The organism is Bosea sp. ANAM02 (genome assembly GCF_011764485.1).
GTDB lineage: Bacteria > Pseudomonadota > Alphaproteobacteria > Rhizobiales > Beijerinckiaceae > Allobosea.
The window spans coordinates 4277474-4295122 of record NZ_AP022848.1; the positions used below are offsets into that span (position 1 = coordinate 4277474).

The 17649-nt window shown below is 68.6% G+C and carries 13 protein-coding genes; 11 read left to right on the forward strand and 2 right to left on the reverse strand.

Going from position 1 to position 17649, the window contains the following annotated elements; genetic code table 11:
- Positions 1-86: 86 nt before the first annotated feature.
- The 8 genes from OCUBac02_RS20455 to OCUBac02_RS20490 all read left to right on the forward strand — a co-directional run bounded on the left by OCUBac02_RS20455 (position 87) and on the right by OCUBac02_RS20490 (position 8891).
- Positions 87-698, forward strand: a complete 612-nt coding sequence (locus OCUBac02_RS20455; protein ID WP_173048224.1) for a fused MFS/spermidine synthase — start codon at positions 87-89, stop codon at positions 696-698.
- Positions 695-2242 (forward strand): fused MFS/spermidine synthase, encoded by a 1548-nt coding sequence (locus OCUBac02_RS20460; protein WP_173048226.1) that lies wholly within the window; start codon positions 695-697, stop codon positions 2240-2242. The genes OCUBac02_RS20455 and OCUBac02_RS20460 overlap by 4 nt, the downstream gene beginning before the upstream one ends.
- 50 nt (positions 2243-2292) lie before the next feature.
- A complete protein-coding gene (locus tag OCUBac02_RS20465) occupies positions 2293-2613 on the forward strand; it encodes a hypothetical protein (RefSeq protein ID WP_173048228.1) in 321 nt (106 codons plus the stop codon).
- 102 nt (positions 2614-2715) lie between these two features.
- The gene (locus OCUBac02_RS20470) at positions 2716-2946 is read left to right on the forward strand and encodes a hypothetical protein (RefSeq protein ID WP_173048230.1); all 231 of its coding nucleotides are present in this window, start codon (positions 2716-2718) and stop codon (positions 2944-2946) included.
- 107 nt (positions 2947-3053) lie between these two features.
- A complete protein-coding gene (locus OCUBac02_RS20475; protein WP_173048231.1) occupies positions 3054-4010 on the forward strand; it encodes an MvdC/MvdD family ATP grasp protein in 957 nt (318 codons plus the stop codon).
- Positions 4007-5731 (forward strand): ABC transporter ATP-binding protein, encoded by a 1725-nt coding sequence (locus OCUBac02_RS20480; RefSeq protein ID WP_173048233.1) that lies wholly within the window; start codon positions 4007-4009, stop codon positions 5729-5731. Before OCUBac02_RS20475 ends, OCUBac02_RS20480 begins: the two co-directional genes overlap by 4 nt.
- Before the next feature lie 177 nt (positions 5732-5908).
- Positions 5909-8122 carry a sensor histidine kinase gene (locus tag OCUBac02_RS20485; protein ID WP_173048235.1) on the forward strand — a complete coding sequence of 738 codons (2214 nt, stop codon included), beginning with the start codon at positions 5909-5911 and terminating at the stop codon, positions 8120-8122.
- A 76-nt stretch (positions 8123-8198) separates the two neighbouring features.
- Positions 8199-8891, forward strand: a complete 693-nt coding sequence (locus OCUBac02_RS20490) for a response regulator (protein ID WP_244639004.1) — start codon at positions 8199-8201, stop codon at positions 8889-8891.
- 27 nt (positions 8892-8918) lie between these two features.
- On the opposite strand, the gene OCUBac02_RS20495 is transcribed toward OCUBac02_RS20490, so the two are convergent.
- Complete coding sequence (locus OCUBac02_RS20495; protein WP_197933282.1) at positions 8919-10640, reverse strand: glucan biosynthesis protein G; 1722 nt, start codon at positions 10638-10640, stop codon at positions 8919-8921.
- A gap of 197 nt (positions 10641-10837) precedes the next feature.
- On the opposite strand from OCUBac02_RS20495, the gene bglX reads away from it, so the two are divergent.
- A complete protein-coding gene (gene bglX / locus OCUBac02_RS20500) occupies positions 10838-13231 on the forward strand; it encodes a beta-glucosidase BglX (protein ID WP_197933283.1) in 2394 nt (797 codons plus the stop codon).
- A gap of 42 nt (positions 13232-13273) precedes the next feature.
- On the opposite strand, the gene OCUBac02_RS20505 is transcribed toward bglX, so the two are convergent.
- Positions 13274-13720: a VOC family protein gene (locus OCUBac02_RS20505; protein ID WP_047577736.1), complete on the reverse strand. Its 447-nt coding sequence runs from the start codon at positions 13718-13720 to the stop codon at positions 13274-13276.
- Positions 13721-13969: 249 nt separating this feature from the next.
- Here OCUBac02_RS20505 and OCUBac02_RS20510 point away from each other — a divergent pair, with 249 nt between their 5' ends.
- Entirely contained in the window at positions 13970-15568 is a 1599-nt protein-coding gene (locus OCUBac02_RS20510; RefSeq protein ID WP_173048237.1) for an acyl-CoA carboxylase subunit beta, read from the forward strand.
- Positions 15569-15573: 5 nt separating this feature from the next.
- Positions 15574-17571 (forward strand): acetyl/propionyl/methylcrotonyl-CoA carboxylase subunit alpha, encoded by a 1998-nt coding sequence (locus OCUBac02_RS20515; RefSeq protein ID WP_173048239.1) that lies wholly within the window; start codon positions 15574-15576, stop codon positions 17569-17571.
- The last annotated feature ends 78 nt before the right edge of the window (positions 17572-17649 follow it).

Consider the following 17649-nt stretch of genomic DNA (forward strand, 5'->3'; position numbering starts at 1 on the left):
TCCCCCGAAACGGGGGGCTGGCAGGACGCGCGCGCCGCCCCGTAATGGGGCATGATCGCACGCCACGGCATCGCCGGCAGGTTCCGGTGATTGCCGCCCTGCTTCTGGCCGAAGCTCTCACCGCCTTCTGCGCGCTCGCCTTCGAGACCGCGACGGCGCGGCTCGTCGCGCCCCATGCCGGGCTGTCGACCGATAGCTGGACAGCCATCATTGCCGGCTTTCTCCTGTCCTGGGCGCTCGGGAACCATCTCGGCGGCACTTTCGCCAGAGATTCCGCGCGCCTTTCCCTGTTCATCGCCGCGACGGCCATTCTCTCGGGTGCGGCGGCAATCGCGCTCACCCCGGCGATGCTGCCGATCCTCGACGAGTGGATCATGGCGCCGGACCCGCTCGCGCGCTGGCGCGCGGTGATGTTCGCGGCCGTGCCGACGCTCCTGCCGGGTTTCCTGCTCGGCATCGCCCCGCCCCTGCTGATGCTGGCGATCATCGCGCGCGGCGGGGGGCCCGGCGCGCTGGTCGGGCTCGCCAATGCGGCCGGCGCCGCCGGCAGCGCCGCCGGAGCGGTCTCCGTGCTCTGGTTCGGTCTGGACCTGCTCGGCGCGCGCGGGACCTGCCTCGCCATCGGCGCGCTTGGCGCCCTCGGCGCGACGCTCGTCGCCGCCGCGGCATGTTTTCTTGGTCCGAGACAACCGGCATGAGCACCGCACTGCTGCCTGCCATCGTCTTCCTCTCCGCCGCGTCCTGCCTGGCGGTCGAACTCGCGATCGTGCGGCTCGCCGCTCCGCATGTCGGGCAGTCGCTATTGCCATGGACGGCCGCGATCACGACCGTGCTGCTCGGGCTCACGCTCGGACATGTCCTCGGTGGCCGGGCCGGCGGACGGGAAGCGCGGCCCGAACGGCTGCGGCAGGTCCTGGCCATGGCCTGCCTGTGGGCGGGCGGCAGCACGATGGCGATGCCCGCGCTGGTCTCGCCGATCGCGCGGGCGCTCGCCGCCGAGGACGGCGCGGGCTACGCCGTCGGCTTGATCGCCCTGTGCCTGCCGCCCAGCCTCGCGGCCGGTTTCGTGACGCCGCTGGCGCTGCGCCTGCAACTGGCGCAAGGCCTGCCGGATATCGGCCGGCCCGTGGCGGCGGTCTACGCCGCCTCGGCCGCCGGCAGCGTCGCCGGGACCGCCGCGGCCGGCTTCTGGCTGCTGGAGCCTATCGGCGCCGCCGGACTCGCCGCTACCGCGGCTGTGGCCTGGACCGCGATCGGGCTGGCCTTCATGCCGTGGCGCAGGAGCCGGCACTCCGCCCTGCTCCACGCCGTCCTACCCCTATTCGTCGGCCTGGCGATTGCCCTGGCGGGCGAAGGCAGCCCCTGCACGGTCGAGTCCCGCTATACCTGCATCCGCTATCTCGATACCCCGTCGCCCCAAGGCACGCGCCTGCGCTTCATGATCCTCGACGAGGGCGTCCACAGCGCCAGCGACCTCGACGCTCCCCGCGCGCTCCATCTCGGCTACGCCGCCCTGTCGGATCGCCTCGCCGCAGCCGCCTTCTCGGGCGCGGCGGAGCCAAGCGCCCTCGTCATCGGCGGCGGCGGCGCGACATTGCCGCGCGCCTGGGCGAACGGCTCCCGGCCTGTCTCGGTCGTGGTCGCGGAACTCGACCCCGTCGTCGCGGCGGAAGCGGCGACGCGGATGGCGGCCGCCGGTCCACGCTTGCGAACCGTGATCGGAGACGGTCGGAACGTCCTGCGCAGCCAGGCTCCCGTGCCGACGCATGACGTCGTCCTGATGGACGCCTATCGCACGCGCACCGTTCCCCCGCATCTCGTGACGCAGGAATTCGGAGCGCTGGTCCATGCCCGGCTCAACGAGACCGGCGTCTTCCTGTCGAACGTGATCGACCGGGGCGATACGCTCCTGCTGGCGCGCAGCCTCGCCAGGACGCTCTCCCGAGACTATGCCGCCGTCGATATCTGGCTGGCCGAAGGGGCCGCGGCGGAACGGACGACCAACGCCGTCGTCGCCGCCTGGAAGAAGGCCGATTCGGCGCTGCGCCCGGACCGGATCACGGTTCCCGTCAGCATCATGGCGGCCGGCGAGGCGCCGTCGCCCGCCCATGTGACGTGGCGGCGCCTTGCTGCCGGACCCGTCTCGGCCGCACGATGGGGCCGGTGCGCGACAATACTGACCGACGATCACGCGCCGGTCGACAGGCTCCTTGACGGGCGCGCCTTCTGCAACCCGGAGTGACGGCCATGAACGACCACCGGCCCCGATCCGGGAACAACGATGCGATCGTGATGACGCCGCTGGCGACGTTCAGCGGTCTGCGACGGTTTCCGCTCATCGCGCTCAGCCATAACAGTCTTTTCCCCAGCCTCGTCATCGGACCGCAGGCCGTCACGATCCGCGTGCTGCGGCGGCATGTGCTCGCCTATGACGACCTCATGCCCGTCCGCCTGAGCCGGCGCCTCGGCCACCGATTGACCTTCGCGCCGCGGCAGGGCTGGCGCGACTTCACCGCGAGCTTCGCCAGCCGGGAGGAGGCCGCGAAAGCCCTTGCCGCGCTCGTCGACTTCGGCGCGCCGGTCGACGGCGATTCCCTCGCGCTCATCGCCTGAACCGCGGCTGCAGGCCCCGCGAATGGGGGGATTACCGTAGCGTCAGGGCCTCCCATAGTGACCGGGCGCCCGATCGCGGGCGCTTATCGCAAAGGGTCGCCCATGCAGATTCAAGCTCAACCTGCCAGCACGCCGCTGCCTTTCGTCCTTGCCAATTCCAAGCCCTACGCCCTCGAGCAGTACGAAGACGGCGAGCTCGGCTATTACGACGCGGAGACGCAGACCTGGCGCGGCACGGTGCTGTTCCACAAGTCGTCGACCTCGCGGAACGTGACCTCGACCTCGGGCCGCACCTCCGATTCGGACCTGTCCTCGGACGTCCTCGGCAACTGAGCCGCACCAGCGCCGAACAACGCGCGGGACCGGCCTTCCGGCCCCGCCCCCATCCCTCGCCGCCGCAACTGCCGATGCCAGCAGCCCAGACCCCTCCGACAGTCCTGATGATCTCCACGAAGCTCGACCCGCATGTCGATGCGGTACTGGCGATCCTGGAGAAACGGGGCGTGCCGTGCTTCCGCCTCAACACCGATCATTTCCACGAGGAATACCGCGTGGCGATGGCGGACGGCATCGATGGCACGATCCGCATCGCCGACCGCTGGGGCCGCTCCTGCGTCTTCCCGCAGGGCCTGCGCGCGGTCTGGATGCGCAAGCCGGAGCCGTCGCTGCCGCCGCCCGGCATCGAGGACGAGGGCATCGTCGACTATGTCAGGGACGAGATGCGCGAGTTCATGGGCTTCCTGCCGATGGACGGGCGCGTGCCGTGGATCAACAATCCCGACGAGAACCGGCGCCACCAGCGCAAGTTCCCGCAATTGCGGCTGGCGCAGAGCCTCGGCCTGCGCGTGCCGCGCTCGATCATCACCAACGACCCGGAAGCGGCGGAAGCCTTCTTCGCGACCTGCCCGGGCGGGGTGATCTGCAAGCCGATGCTGATGGGCAGCCACTATATCGAGGGTGCCCATCACGTCGCCTATACGCGCCGCGTCCCGCCCGGCGAATTCGCCGTGCTGAAGGCCTCGATCGCGCTCTGCCCGACCTATCTGCAGGAGGCGATCGAGAAGGACCACGAATTGCGCGTCACCATCATCGGCGAGCGCCTGTTCAACTGTCGGATCGACAGCCAGGGCGTCGCAGGGGCCGAGCAGGACTGGCGCGCGGTCGACACGATCAAGCTGCCGCACCGGATCGAGCCGTTGCGGCCGGATGTCGACCAGGCGCTGAGGGCCTATCTCAGGCAATGCGGCCTGCGCTTCGGCGCCTTCGACCTGATCGTCACGCCCGAAGGCGAGCATGTCTTCCTGGAGCTCAATCCCAACGGCCAGTGGTACTGGGTCGAGCTCGCGACGGGCGCACCGATGGCCGAGGCGATGGCGGACCTGCTCGAGGCGCCGTGACGCACCGGCCGCCCCCGGCCCTGCTCGCCGCCCTGCTGGGCGAGGCACCCGCCTCGGAGCGAGCGGGCGTACTCGGTCTGCTCGCGCGCATGCTCTGGCGGCAGCGGCGGCGGACGCTGCCGGCGCTCATCGTCGCGGCGGCCCTCAGCCTGATCGCCTTCGTTCCGCCCTGGCTGCTGGCGCGCTTGATCGACGATGGCTTCGCCGGGCGCGAAACCGGGTTGATCGCCGGCATCGCCGGCCTGCTCCTCGCCATGGGCATCGTCGATGGCGGCCTCGCCTGTGCCCGCCGCCTGCTCGCGGCGCGGGCGGCGCTGGCGCTGCGCCGCGAGCTACTGCTCCCGGCCTTCGGCACGATGCTGCGGCTGCCGGCTGACAGTCCCCTCGCCGGGGAGCAGGGCGTGCTCGGCCAGAGCTTCGAGGAGGCCGACCGGCTGGCGCAGGGAGCCGGCGAGCGCCTGATCGAGTTCGCGCTCGGCTTCGGCATGGTCGCCGTGCTGCTCGGGGCGATGCTGGCGACCGATTGGCGGATCGGCCTGTCGGTGGGGGCGCTGGTCGCCACGCTCGCGGCTCTGCATGTCGCGGCCGCAGCGGCCCTGCGCCAGCGCGAAGCGAGCTGGTTCGAGGCGCGCAGCCGCTATTGGGCGCATCTGATCGAGGCCGTCGCCTATGTCGAGACGATCCGGCGCAACAATGCCCATGGCTTCGCCGAGGCGCGCTTCTCCGAACGGCTCGACGGCGACAATGCCGCGCATCTCGCGGTCATTCGGCTCTCGGCCCTGCTCGACGGCGCCGGCCGGATCGCGGGCGGCGCGATCATCGCGACGGTGACGCTGCTGGCGGGCTGGCGGGTCGCGGCGGGCGAGGCCAGCATCGGCACCTTCGTCCTGCTGCTGTCGCTCGGCGGCGCCTTGACCGCGCCGGCGCTCACCCTGCTCAAGGTGGTTGACGACCTGCAGGCGGCGAGCGTGGCGGCAGCCCGGCTGCGTGCGCTGGCCCGGCCGCCGCACGAGGAGATCGACACCTGGCCGGAATCAGCCGGCGCGGCTCCCGCCGGGCCGCTTGCCGTATCCGACCTGAGCTTTTCCTATGGCGCCGCGGACAGGCCGGTGATCGAGCGACTCTCGTTCACGCTGGCGCCGGGCGAAAGGCTGGGGCTGGTCGGCCGCAGCGGCATCGGCAAGAGCACGCTGGCGAACCTGCTGATCCGCGCCCGGAGCGGTGCGGGCGAGATCCGGCTCGGCGGCCGCACGGCGGTCGATATCCCGCTCGGGACCTGGCGCCGCCGCGTCGTGGTGGTGCCGCATGAGATCGACGTCTTCACCGGCAGCGTCGCCGAGAACATCGCCTTGCCGGCACCGCAGGCCGACCGCGCTGCGATCGTCGCGGCAGCGACCGCAGCGGGGCTCGACGGCGACATCGGCCATCTGCCGGCCGGCTACGACACGCTGCTGGGTCAGGGAGGCGTCGAGCTCTCGGCCGGCCAGAAGCAGCGGCTCGGGCTGGCGCGGGCGATGCTCGCCAGACCGGACGTGCTGATCCTCGACGAAAGCACTTCGGCCCTCGATCTTGCGACGGAAAAGCAGGTTCTCGACGCTCTGCTGCAGTGGCATGCAGAGGCGGCCGTGATCGCCATCACCCATCGCGAGAGCGTGGCGGGGCGGATGGATCGCATCCTCCAGCTCGACGACCGGCTCGTCGCCGGCGAGGAAGCCGCCTGACGCCGCGCAGTGCCGCTTCCATGGAGAGGCGCCAGATCGGGCTGCTTTCGCCATGACGTTGCGGCACAAGCGGTCGACAGCACCCGAGAACGCTGCAATGCTGTCCTGCGGCTCGCAACGAAGGGGCGTCACGAGGGCAATCCGCAGGGCGCCCGAACTGACGGCAAACGTCGAACGATGGCTTTCTGGCTTCCGAGCCGCATCCTGCAGGCTGCGGTCATCATCTGCTTCACCGCGGTACTCGCCGTCCTGGCGCTCGCCCTGCGCCAGCCCTGGCTCGGATTGACGCTGGCGGGCGACACCTCCAACGATACGGTCCGGATCATCGCCGTAGCCCCCGATGGCCCCAGCCGTGACAAGGCGAAGCCCGGCCTGCTGGCCTCGATCGCTCCCGCCGGCGCCGCGAAGGCCGCGATCCGGCTCGACGCAACAGATGTCATCGAGGAGCCCGACGTCATCGCCAGCTACGAGGCCGTGCGTAGCTTCTTCGCCCGGCAGAGCGAGCTCGCATCGATCCTCGCCTCCGGAGAGGTCGACCTGCGCCTGGGCGGCGACGGCAATGACGGCGCGGCCGTGCAGGTCCGGACGGGATCGCGACCGATCACGAGCCTGCCCTCGGCCTTCTGGGTTCAGCTCGTCACGGGTTCCGGCGCCCTGCTGATCGGCGCCTGGGTGCTCGCCCTGCGCCCGCGCGATCCGCCGACGCAGCTCTTCGCCCTGTCGGGTGCGATGATCATGCTCTCGGCCTTCGCGGCGGCGATCTATTCCTCGCGGGAACTGGCGATCGACGGCGGCCTGTTTCGCCTGCTGAGTGGCCTCAACCATGTCGGTGCCGTCGGGTTCGGCGCCGTGATGATCTGCCTGTTCCTGATCTATCCGCGGAAGCTCGCACCCCGATGGGTGCCCAAGCTCGTCTGCGGGCTCATCGCCATCTGGAGCTTGGCGAATCTCGGCCATGCACTGCCCAACCCGCAGATGGGCGCGCAACTGCCGACGATGCTGGAGATGCTCGCCATCATCGTCCTGGTGATCGCCCAGCGCATCGCGGTGCGGAACGATGCACGCGGGCGGGCCGTGCTGCGCTGGCTCGGCCTGTCGGTGATCGTCGGTGCGCTGCCCTTCATCCTGCTGATCAGCAGTCCGGCCCTGTTCGATACGGCGCCGGTGCTGCAGCAAGGACATGCCTTCGGCTTCTTTCTGCTGATCTATACCGGTCTCGCCCTCGGCGTGTCGCGCTACCGCCTGTTCGATCTCGACGAGTGGGCCTTCCGCATCCTGTTCTATGCCGGCGGGCTGTTGCTGATGCTTGCGGCCGACGCCCTGCTGATCGTCCTGCTGCAACTGCAGCCGACGACATCGCTGGCCCTGTCGCTCCTCGCCGTCGGCTTCGCCTATCTGCCGCTGCGGACGCTGCTCTGGGAGCGGCTGGTCGAACGGCGCAATGTCGAGCGGCACGAACTGTTCGAGGCGGTGATCGACATCTCCTTCACCCCCTCGCCGGCGGAACGGTCGCGGCTCTGGCGCGCGCTGCTGACGCGCTTGTTCGAGCCGGTCGACCTCGCCGCGGTGGAAGATGCCGGCTCCGGTGTGGCGATCCGGCGCGACGGGCTCGATCTCGCCGTCCCCGCCATCGCGGACGCGCCGGCCCTGATACTCCGCTACGGCTGGAGCGGGCAGCGCCTGTTCGGCTCCCGCGACGCCAAGCTCGCCGAACAGTTGGTCCGGATGATGCGCTATTCCGAGACCAGCCGCAGCGAGTTCGAGCGCGGACGGACGGAGGAGCGCCAGCGCATCGCCCGCGACCTGCATGACGATGTCGGCGCGCGCCTGCTATCCGGCTTGCACAAGAGCGAGACCGGCGACGTCCAGCGCGTGCTGCGCGACGCGCTTGCCGATATCCGATCGATCGTCGGCGGGCTCTCGGCAGAACGCCTGCCGCTCTCGCAGGTCCTCGCGGCACTGCGACACGAGACCGGCGACAGGCTCGACATGGCCGGTATCGAACTCGCCTGGCGCGCCGAGGACCAGGCAGGCACGGACATCCTGCTGGACTACCCGGTCTATCGCAGCCTGATCTCGCTGCATCGCGAGCTGGTCACGAATGTCATTCGCCATGCGAACGCCGGCTCCGTCGCGGTTTCGCTCGCCCTGAACGAGAACCTGCTCACGATGCAAGTCCAGGACGACGGGGTGGGCCTGCCGGCCTCGGTCGACGACGAGACCCGAAGCGGCCATGGGCTTCGCAGCACGAGGCGCCGGATCGCGGAACTCGGCGGCACGTTCGAGATCGCGCCGGCCCCGCGCGGCACCTGCATCCGTGTCGCGCTGCCGCTGCGGACGCCGGAGCATCACGCGCCGGAAACCAGCGCCAGCCCGGCCCGGTCCCCGTGATCGCGGGGTCGCAGGCCGAACGAACGCTGCCTATCGTAGCCTACGACACAGCCCCCGCCGCACTGGCGCATTCCGGATGATGGATATCCTCCCCTCACCGCGTCCCTCCCAGCGAATCGGCCTCGTCGTCGAGGACAGGCCCGATACGCGGCGCTGGCTCGCCGCCATGCTGAAGACCGCCTTTCCGGAGATCGCGGTGCGGGAAGCGTCCTCCCTGTCGGCTGCGCGCATCTGTCTTGGCGAGATGCGCGGGCAGCATGGTTCGGGCAAGCCGGACGATATCGCGCTCGTGGATATCGGGCTGCCGGACGGCTCGGGCATCGACCTGATCCGCGAGATCGTCGCCAGCCATCCGACCTTAAGCCCGATCGTGACGACGATCTACGACGACGACCAGCATCTTTACGAGGCCATCGCCGCAGGCGCGCAGGGCTATCTGCTGAAGGACCAGCACGAGGAAACGATGGTGCGCTACCTGCACCGCATCGACATGGGCGAGCCGCCGCTCTCGCCATCGGTGGCGCAGCGCATCATGGCCCATTTCGCCCGCCGGCCGCCGGAGCCCCCCGCCGATCCGGTGGCGCTGACGCCGCGCGAGCAGGAGGTCCTGGCACTGATCGGAAAGGGCCTGCGCATCCCGGAGGCGGCCCGGGTGCTCGGCCTCACGCCACACACCGTGGCCGGCTATGTGAAGAGCATCTACCGCAAGCTCAACGTCTCGTCGCGCGCGGAAGCCGCCGTCGAGGCGATGCGGCGCGGGATCGTCTGATCCCGCCTCCGCCGGCTCTGCGATGCCCTATTCCATCGCCTTGAAGCGATTGAGATAGGTTTCCTTGTTCGTCGCCGCCTGCGACGCCGGCAGCCTGAATTTCCAGGTCTCGGTCAGGGTCCGGTCGCCGAGTTTCAGCACGGCGTCGAGATCGGAGGAGACCGCCGGATTCTTGACCTTGATGCGATAGCTCAGGCGCCAGCCCCGGATGGCCGGATTGGGCTGCAACTCGGTGCCGACGATCTCGATATTGTCATTGGCGCCGACCACGGCGGTGGGACGCGCGTCCTTCGGCAGCTTGCGCAGCGAGGGCCCCTTGAAGTCGATCAGGAAAGCCAGCGTGCCGTCCCCGGCGCGGATCAGGTTGGACTGGTAGAACTCGCCGGCCGAACGCATCGTCTGCCAGACATGGGAGATGTCGCCCTTCATCAGGGCCGGCTCGTCCATGGTCCAGTGCATGCGGTAGTCGAAGCGCATCGGCTCGCCGAACGGGGGCCGGCTCTCCGGCACCCAGAGCGTGACGATATTGTCGTTGGTCTCGTCCGCGGTCGGAATCTCGACGAGGCGGACACTGCCCTTGCCCCAGTCGTTGGTCGGCTCGACCCAGGCGCTCGGGCGCAGGTCGTAGCGGTCCTTCAGGTCCTCGTAGCGCGAGAAGTCGCGCCCGCGCTGGAGCAGGCCGAAACCCTTCGGATTCTCCGCCGGGATGTCGCTGATCGCGACCATCGACGGGTTGACCAGCGGGCGCCAGATCCATTCGCCATTGCCGCCGCGCACGGCGAGCCCGTTGGAATCATGGATCGCGGGACGGAAATTCGGGGTCGGCGAAGGCTGCTGCGGGCCGTATAGGAACATGCTGGTCAAAGGCGCGATGCCGAGCGTCGTCGGCGAGGCGCCCTGGCGCAGGAAGACCCGCGCCTTGACGCTGAGCACGGCATCGGAGCCCGGCGTCAGCGTGAACTCATAGGCCCCGGAGGCGCGCACCGAATCCATCAGCGCATAGAAGGTCAGATGCCTGTCCTTCGGCTTCGGGCGGCGCAGCCAGAACTCGCGGAAGGCGGGGAATTCCTCGGCGATCGGCAGGCCGGTATCGATCGCGAGCCCGCGCCCGGACAGGCCGTAGATCTGGTTCTTGCCGATGACGCGGAAATAGCTCGCGCCGAGCACGCTCATGATCTCGTCGAGCTTGCCGGGCTGGTTGATCGGATAGACCACGCGGAAGCCGGCCCAGCCGAGCTTGCTCGTCGCCTCGCGATCGAAATGCAGGTCGGCGAAGTCGAAGCGTCCGGAATCGTAGGGAATCTCGTGGGCGGCGCCGTCGACGATCTCGCTGATCTTCACCGGCGTGTTGAAATGCATGCCCTGATGGTAGAAGGCCAGCTTGAACGGCGTCTTGTATTCCATCCAGGCGAAGCGGTCGCGCTTGGGCTGCATCTTCTGGTAGTCGGCGAACTGCATCTTGCTGAAGACGTCGGGCAGGTTGCTGACCGGCGCGACATAAGGCGCATCCGCCAGCGCCTTCGCCTTGGCGACCACGTCGTCGAGCCCGAATTTCGGACGCTGCTGCGCGAAAGCCGACGGTCCGGCGACGGTCGCGACGGCGAACAGGCCGAGCACCAGGCCAAGCCGCGCCAGACCGGATCCACCCCGGACATGTCCGCACCTGGCCAGCACCCGCATCAGCAGATGCCGGGCTGAAGAGGACGATCGGGCCATGGGCTGGGCCCCGTCGGCGGAACGGGTCGACAAGTTCACACGACCTCCTTAAAGGTGAGCCTCGGCGGGACGGAGCGCGCCCGTCCTGGAATGGCCGCGGCGCGCCCGAGCACACATGCCCATCATCGACACAAGGGTCAAGGAATGAGCGCCGTTCGTGCCGAACCGCTCCCGCAAGACCCTTGGCCGATCTCATCCAGCCGCACTCAATCCAGGTGAACGACATCAGCATGGACCACAAGAACGCTGCGCCGGCCGAAGGCCTGGAGACGGTGTCCACCGAGGAGGCCGCTGCCGGCCTCTCCCGCCGGCAGGCTCTCAGTGCCATGGCCTCGGCGGCCCTCGTCGCCGGAATGGCGGCATCTCCCGCCGCGGCCAGGCCGAAACAGGCGCGCGCCGCCGATCCGGCCGCGACGAAGAAGGCCTTCGTCGACAAGCTGATCGCGCAGATGACGGTGGACGAGAAGGTCGGGCAATTGCGCCTGATCAGCATCGGCCCCGAGATGCCGCATGCCAAGCTGATGGACGAGGTCGCGGCCGGGCGCATCGCCGGGTCCTTCAATACGGTGGTCCGGCGCGACAATCGGCCGCTCCAGGAGGCCGCTGTCAAACGCTCGCGCCTGAAGATCCCGCTGTTCTTCGCCTATGACGTGGTCCACGGCCACCGCACCACCTTCCCGATCCCGCTCGGACTCGCGTCGAGCTTCGACATGGCGGTGATCGAGCGCATGGCGCGCGTCTCCGCGGTCGAAGCGTGCAATGACGGCGTCGACATGACCTTCGCGCCGATGGTCGACATCAGCCGCGATCCGCGCTGGGGCCGCACCTCCGAGGGCTTCGGCGAGGACCCCTATCTCGTCAGCGAATGCGCCCGGGCCAGCGTGCGCGGCTTCCAGGGCTCCTCGCCCGACCAGCCCGACACCATCATGGCCGCGGTCAAGCACTTCGCGCTCTATGGCGCGGTCGAAGGCGGGCGCGACTACAACACCGTCGACATGAGCCCGCTGCGCATGCACCAGGTCTATCTGCCGCCCTACAAGGCGGCGATCGAGGCCGGTTCAGGCGGTGTCATGGTCGCGCTCAACTCCGTCAACGGGGTGCCCGCCTCCTCCAACACCTGGCTGCTGCAGGATCTGCTGCGCAAGCAATGGGGCTTCAAGGGCGTCACCGTCAGCGACCATGGCGCGATCACGGAACTGACGCGCCACGGCGTCGCCCGCGACAACCGCGAGGCGGCCAAGCTCGCGATCAAGGCCGGCCTCGATCTGAGCATGGCCGATCAGGTCTATCTCGCCGAGGTGCCCGGCCTGATCGCCTCGGGCGAGATCAGGATGGCCGAGCTCGACGCCTGCGTGCGCGAGGTGCTTGGGGCCAAATACGACATGGGCCTGTTCGCCAACCCGTTCCTGCGCATGGGCAGGCCGGAGGACGATCCCGTCGACGTACGCTCCAACGACCGCCTGCATCGCGAACCTGCCCGCGAGATCGCCCGCGACACCATCGTGCTGCTGGAGAACCGCAACCAGACCCTGCCGCTGAAGAAGCAGGGCACGATCGCGCTCGTGGGCCCGCTCGCCGATTCCGGCCTCGACATCCTCGGGAGCTGGTCGGCGCAGGGCGTCGCCGAGCAGGCCGTCACCGTAAAGGCCGGCATCGAGAAAGCGATCGAGGGCAAGGCCAAGCTGCTCGTCGCACGCGGCGCCAACGTGCTCGACGACCAGAAGATCGTCGACTACCTGAACTATCTCAACTGGGACAAGCCCGAGGTCATCCAGGATCCCCGCCCCCTCGACGCGATGATCGAGGAGGCCGTCGCCGTCGCCAACCAGTCCGACGTGGTGATCGCGGTCGTCGGCGAGGTGCGCGGCATGTCGCATGAATCGTCGAGCCGCGTCACGATCGAGATGCCGGGCTCGCAGCGCAAGCTGCTGCAGGCGCTGAAGGCGACCGGCAAGCCGCTCGTCGTCCTGCTGATGAACGGGCGTCCGCTCGCAATCGGCTGGGAGAAGGACAATGCCGACGCGCTGCTGGAGACCTGGTATGCCGGCACGGAGGGCGGCAACGCCATCGCCGACATCCTGTTCGGCGACCACAACCCTTCCGCCAAGCTGCCGATCAGCTTCCCGCGCTCGGCCGGCCAGATCCCGACCTACTACAACGCGCTGCGGATCGGGCGGCCCTACACGCCGGGCAAGCCCGGCAACTACACCTCGCAATATTTCGAGGAGGAACAGGGCGCGCTCTATCCGTTCGGCTTCGGCCTGAGCTTCAGCCCGTTCACCCTGACGGACCTCAAGCTCTCGACCAGCCGCATCAAGCGCGGCGAGAAGCTCACCGCCGAGGCGGTGCTGACCAATACCGGCAGCTTCGAAGGCGCCAACGTGGTGCAGCTCTACATCGCCGATCCCTATGCCTCGATCGCGCGGCCGGTGAAGGAGCTGAAGGGTTTCCAGAAGGTGACGCTGAAGCCCGGCGAAGCCAGAGTGGTGCGCTTCGAGATCGGCCCGGAGCAGCTCAAGTTCGTCAATGGCGAGCTGAAAGAGGTGGTCGAGAGCGGCCAGTTCGAGGTGCAGCTCGGGCTGGATTCGCGCGACGTGCTGCAGCAGTCGTTTTTGTTGGCGTGAGGAAGAGGCCCCGCGGAATCCGCGGGGCGCTTGATGGCGTGGTCAGCCCTGCGACGGTTTCCAGTCCGCCGCAGGAATCGTATTGATCATCCAGGGGACGCCGAACTTGTCGACCAGCGAGCCGAAACCCGGCGACCAGAAGGTCTCGCTGAACGGCATGATTGCCCGCCCGCCAAGGGAAAGCTGATCGAACCAGCGCTGTCCCTCGGCCTTGTCGCCGGTGTGCAGGGTGACGTCGAAGCCGTTCTTGGGCTTGTCGACATTCGGGGCCCAGGCCGTGTCCATGTCGGCGCCCATGAGAGCCTGGTCGCCAACTTCCAGCCAGCAATGCATCAGCCAGGTCTTGTACTTCTCGTCGGTGATCGGCATGCCGGGCGGCGCGTCGCCATAGGGCATAGCTGCCGTGATCTTGCCGCCAAGGACTTTGGCGTAGAATTCGAATGCTGCCCGGCATTCGCCACGAAAACTCAGGCTGGTCACGATCTTCATCATCATCTCCTTCTGATGGGAAATCCGGCGCCCCTTGGATCGATTGATATCAAGACATCAACACCTGGGTGTCAGCATGAAGAATGCCGCCCGCCGTCGAACAATGCCCGGCGCCACTGACCTGTGTCCCAATCCATCTCTGAGCGGATTAGACCGTCACCGCCCCTTGTCGAACTGCCTACCGGTAGGTAGTTTATTGTCATTGACTGGCGGACGAGCCGCCGGCAGGCCTCAGGAGACTGACCACGCATGCCGGTCATCGAAAGCAGGATCGGCGCGGGAGCCGAGCAGCAACAGAAGCGGGCCGCCTATGGGGCACTGATCCAGACCTTGCGCGAACGCCATGCGCATGTCCTCGCCGGTGGCGGCGAGAAGCTCAGGGCACGCCATCGCGAGCGAGGCAAGATCCCGGTGCGAGAGCGCATCGACCTGCTGGTCGATCCGCTCTCGCCCTTCCTCGAACTCTCGCCGCTCGCAGCCTGGGACCTCTATGGCAACGCAGTGCCGGGTGCCGGCATCGTCACCGGCATCGGTGTGGTCACGGGCATGCCCTGCATGATCATCGCCAATGACGCGACGGTGAAGGGTGGCTCCTTCTTCCACGAGACGGTCAAGAAGCATCTGCGGGCGCAGGAGATCGCCTTCGAGAACCGCTTGCCTTGCGTCTATCTCGTCGATTGCGGCGGTGCCTTCCTTCCCGAGCAGGACCGCGTCTTTCCCGATCGCGACCATTTTGGCGGCGCCTTCCTGCAGCAATGCCGGATGTCGGCGGCCGGCCTGCCGCAGATATCGGCGGTGTTCGGCGGCTGCACGGCGGGCGGCGCCTATATCCCTGCCCTGTCCGACGAGGTCGTGATGGTGCGCGGCACCGGCCGCATCCATCTCGGCGGGCCGCCGATCGTGAAGGCCGCGATCAACGAGATCGTCGATGGCGAAACCTTGGGTGGTGCCGAGATGCACACGCAGGTCTCGGGCGTCAGCGACCATCTCGCCGAGGACGAGTTCGAGGCGATCGCCAAGGTTCGCGACATCGTCGGCGCGCTCAACTGGCCGGCGCCGCCGCGTGTTCCGGCTCGCACCGTCGCGGCACCGCTTTACGACCCCGCCGAGATCGAGGCCATCGTCGGCACCGACCTGAAGCAGCCCTTCGACGTGCGCGAGGTCATCGCCCGCATGGTCGACGGCAGCGTCTTCGACGCCTTCAAGCCGGATTTCGGGGCGACGCTGGTCACCGGCTTCGCCCATATCCACGGCCAGCCGGTCGGGATCATCGCCAATAACGGCGTGCTGTTCTCCGACAGTGCGCTCAAGGGCGCGCATTTCATCGAGCTCTGCGACCAGCGCCGCATCCCGCTGCTGTTCCTGCAGAACATCACCGGCTTCATGGTCGGCACCGAGGCAGAGCGGGGCGGCATCGCCAAGCACTCGGCCAAGCTGGTCTATGCCGTCTCGAACGCGCGCGTGCCGCGCTATACCGTGATCATCGGCGGTTCCTATGGCGCCGGCAATTACGGCATGTGCGGCCGCGGCTTCCAGCCGCGCTTCCTCTTCGCCTGGCCGAATGCGCGGATCGCGACGATGTCGCCCGATGTCGCCGCGACGGTGGTGACCGAGCTGCGCCGTTCGAGCCTGACGCGCGGCAACGCGAATGAGGCCGATATCGAAAAGCTCGACCGCGAGACGCGCCGCCAGTTCGAGGAGCAGAGCACGCCCTATTACGCGACGGCCCGGCTCTGGGACGACGGCATCATCGAGCCCGCCCAGACCCGCGACGTGATCGGCCTGTGCCTCTCGCTCGCCGCGCGCGAGATCGACCTGCCCGGGCATCGCCCCGTCTACCGGATGTGACCCCGATGATCGGCTCTCTCCTTATCGCCAATCGTGGCGAAATCGCCGTGCGGATCATGCGGACCTGCCGGCGCCTCGGCATCCACACCGTCGCCGTCTTCTCCGATGCCGATCGCGACGCTCTGCATGTCGCCTACGCAGACGAGGCCGTCCGCATCGGGCCCGCCGCCGCGCGCGACAGCTACCTGCGCGCAGAGGCGATCATGGAAGCCGCCGCGCGCAGCGGAGCGGACGCGATCCATCCCGGCTATGGCTTCCTCTCCGAGAAGCCGGATCTGCCGCTGCTCTGCCGGCAGGCGGGCCGCATCTTCGTCGGCCCCTCGGCCGAATGCATCACCGCGATGGGGCCGAAGATCGGCTCCAAGCTGATCGCCGAGAAGGCCGGCGTGCCGAGCGTGCCGGGTTATGCCGGCGCCGAACAGTCGAACGCGGCGCTGACGGATGCGGCGGCGCGGATCGGCTATCCCGTGATGATCAAGGCCTCGGCCGGTGGCGGTGGCAAGGGCATGCGCCGCGTCTTTTCGGCCGCAGAATTGATGCCGGCGCTCGAGATGGCACGCGCCGAGGCGCAGGCGGCCTTCGGGGACCCGGCGTTGCTGATCGAAAAGCTGGTGATGCGCCCGCGCCATCTCGAGGTGCAGGTGGCCGGCGACAAGCACGGCAATGTCGTGCATCTGTTCGAGCGCGACTGCTCGGTCCAGCGCAACAACCAGAAGGTGCTGGAGGAGGCCCCTGCCCCCAATCTCGCGCCCGCGATCCGGGCGAAGCTTCTGGAACGCGGCGTCGCGCTCGCCAGGGCCATCGGCTACGACAATCTCGGCACGGTCGAGTTCATCCTGGAGGACGGGTTCAACGAGCCCTGGTTCCTGGAGATGAACACCCGGCTGCAGGTCGAGCATCCGGTCACCGAGGCGATCACGGGCTACGATCTCGTCGAATGGCAGATCCGGATCGCAGCCGGCGAGAGGCTGCCGGCCTTGCAGCCTGATATCCGCGAGAGCGGTCACGCGATCGAGGCGCGCATCACCGCAGAGCGAGCCGATCAGGGCTTCCGGCCTGATACCGGGCGGATCGAGGGCTATGCCGAGCCGGCTTCGATCCGTGTGGACAGCGGCGTTCGGGCCGGCTCCGAGGTTACGCTGTTCTACGACTCGCTCCTGGCCAAGGCGATCGCGGCCGGGCCGGACCGCGCCGCGGCCTGCGCGAGACTTGCCGCAGGCCTGCGCGATTTCGCCATTCTCGGCCCCGCGACCACCCTGCCCTTCCTGATCGACGCGGTCGAGCATCCGCTCTTCGCTCAGGGCCAGGCGACGACGCGCTTCATCGAGGACGCCTTCCCTGATGGCTGGACGGCGAAGCGCCCGCGCGAACGGCTGACGCGCGCCGTCGCGGCCCTGCTCTGGTTGGAGAAGCAGGCAGCGACCCGCCCGGCCATCGATGCCTGGAACAGCCTTGCAGGCTTCCGCCTGCTGGCGCCGGCCGGCGGCGTGGCGACGAGCCGCCTGATCGCCGAGGAAGAGAATGGGGCGACGAAGCTGGAGGTTCGATTGCTGCCGGATGGCCGGCGCATCGTGCGCGACCCCGATGGCGAGATCGAGGTCGCCCTGCGCAGCGGTGCCGACAGCTTCGAGATCACCTTCGAAAACCGGCTGCTGCGCGGCAGCCATGCGATCTCCGAAGGGCGCGTTCGGCTAACCCTCGACGGCGAAAGCTTCGATTTCGGGATCGTCAGCGAAGCACGCCCCGCCGCAGCAGCCGGCGGCAGCGGGGCCGGCTCCGGAGCCGTCATCGCCCCGATGCCCGGCGTGGTGGCGGAAGTCCGCGTCGCGCCTGGCGACCGCGTCGAAACCGGGCAGGTCGTTGTCGTGCTGGAATCGATGAAGCTCTTCACCTCGCTGTCGGCCGAGGTCGACGGTTTGATCGCCCACGTGACATGCCAGCCGGGCGACACGGTCCAGGCCGGCAAGCGGCTCGCACTGATCGAGCCATCCCCCTCATCATAAGCCCGGCGCTGCAGCGTGGCCGAGGGGTACGCTCGTATCCCAAGATTGGCCCTGCTGCTTTCGCAACTTGGCGAGCAA

Coding starts and splice junctions, on each gene's coding strand:
- OCUBac02_RS20460 (WP_173048226.1), top strand. CDS start 695: ATGAGCACCGCACTGCTGCCTGCCATCGTCTTCCTCTCCGCCGCGTCC.
- OCUBac02_RS20465 (WP_173048228.1), top strand. CDS start 2,293: ATGACGCCGCTGGCGACGTTCAGCGGTCTGCGACGGTTTCCGCTCATC.
- OCUBac02_RS20470 (WP_173048230.1), top strand. CDS start 2,716: ATGCAGATTCAAGCTCAACCTGCCAGCACGCCGCTGCCTTTCGTCCTT.
- OCUBac02_RS20475 (WP_173048231.1), top strand. CDS start 3,054: ATGATCTCCACGAAGCTCGACCCGCATGTCGATGCGGTACTGGCGATC.
- OCUBac02_RS20485 (WP_173048235.1), top strand. CDS start 5,909: ATGGCTTTCTGGCTTCCGAGCCGCATCCTGCAGGCTGCGGTCATCATC.
- OCUBac02_RS20490 (WP_244639004.1), top strand. CDS start 8,199: ATGATGGATATCCTCCCCTCACCGCGTCCCTCCCAGCGAATCGGCCTC.
- bglX (WP_197933283.1), top strand. CDS start 10,838: ATGGACCACAAGAACGCTGCGCCGGCCGAAGGCCTGGAGACGGTGTCC.
- OCUBac02_RS20505 (WP_047577736.1), bottom strand. CDS start 13,720: ATGAAGATCGTGACCAGCCTGAGTTTTCGTGGCGAATGCCGGGCAGCA.
- OCUBac02_RS20510 (WP_173048237.1), top strand. CDS start 13,970: ATGCCGGTCATCGAAAGCAGGATCGGCGCGGGAGCCGAGCAGCAACAG.
- OCUBac02_RS20515 (WP_173048239.1), top strand. CDS start 15,574: ATGATCGGCTCTCTCCTTATCGCCAATCGTGGCGAAATCGCCGTGCGG.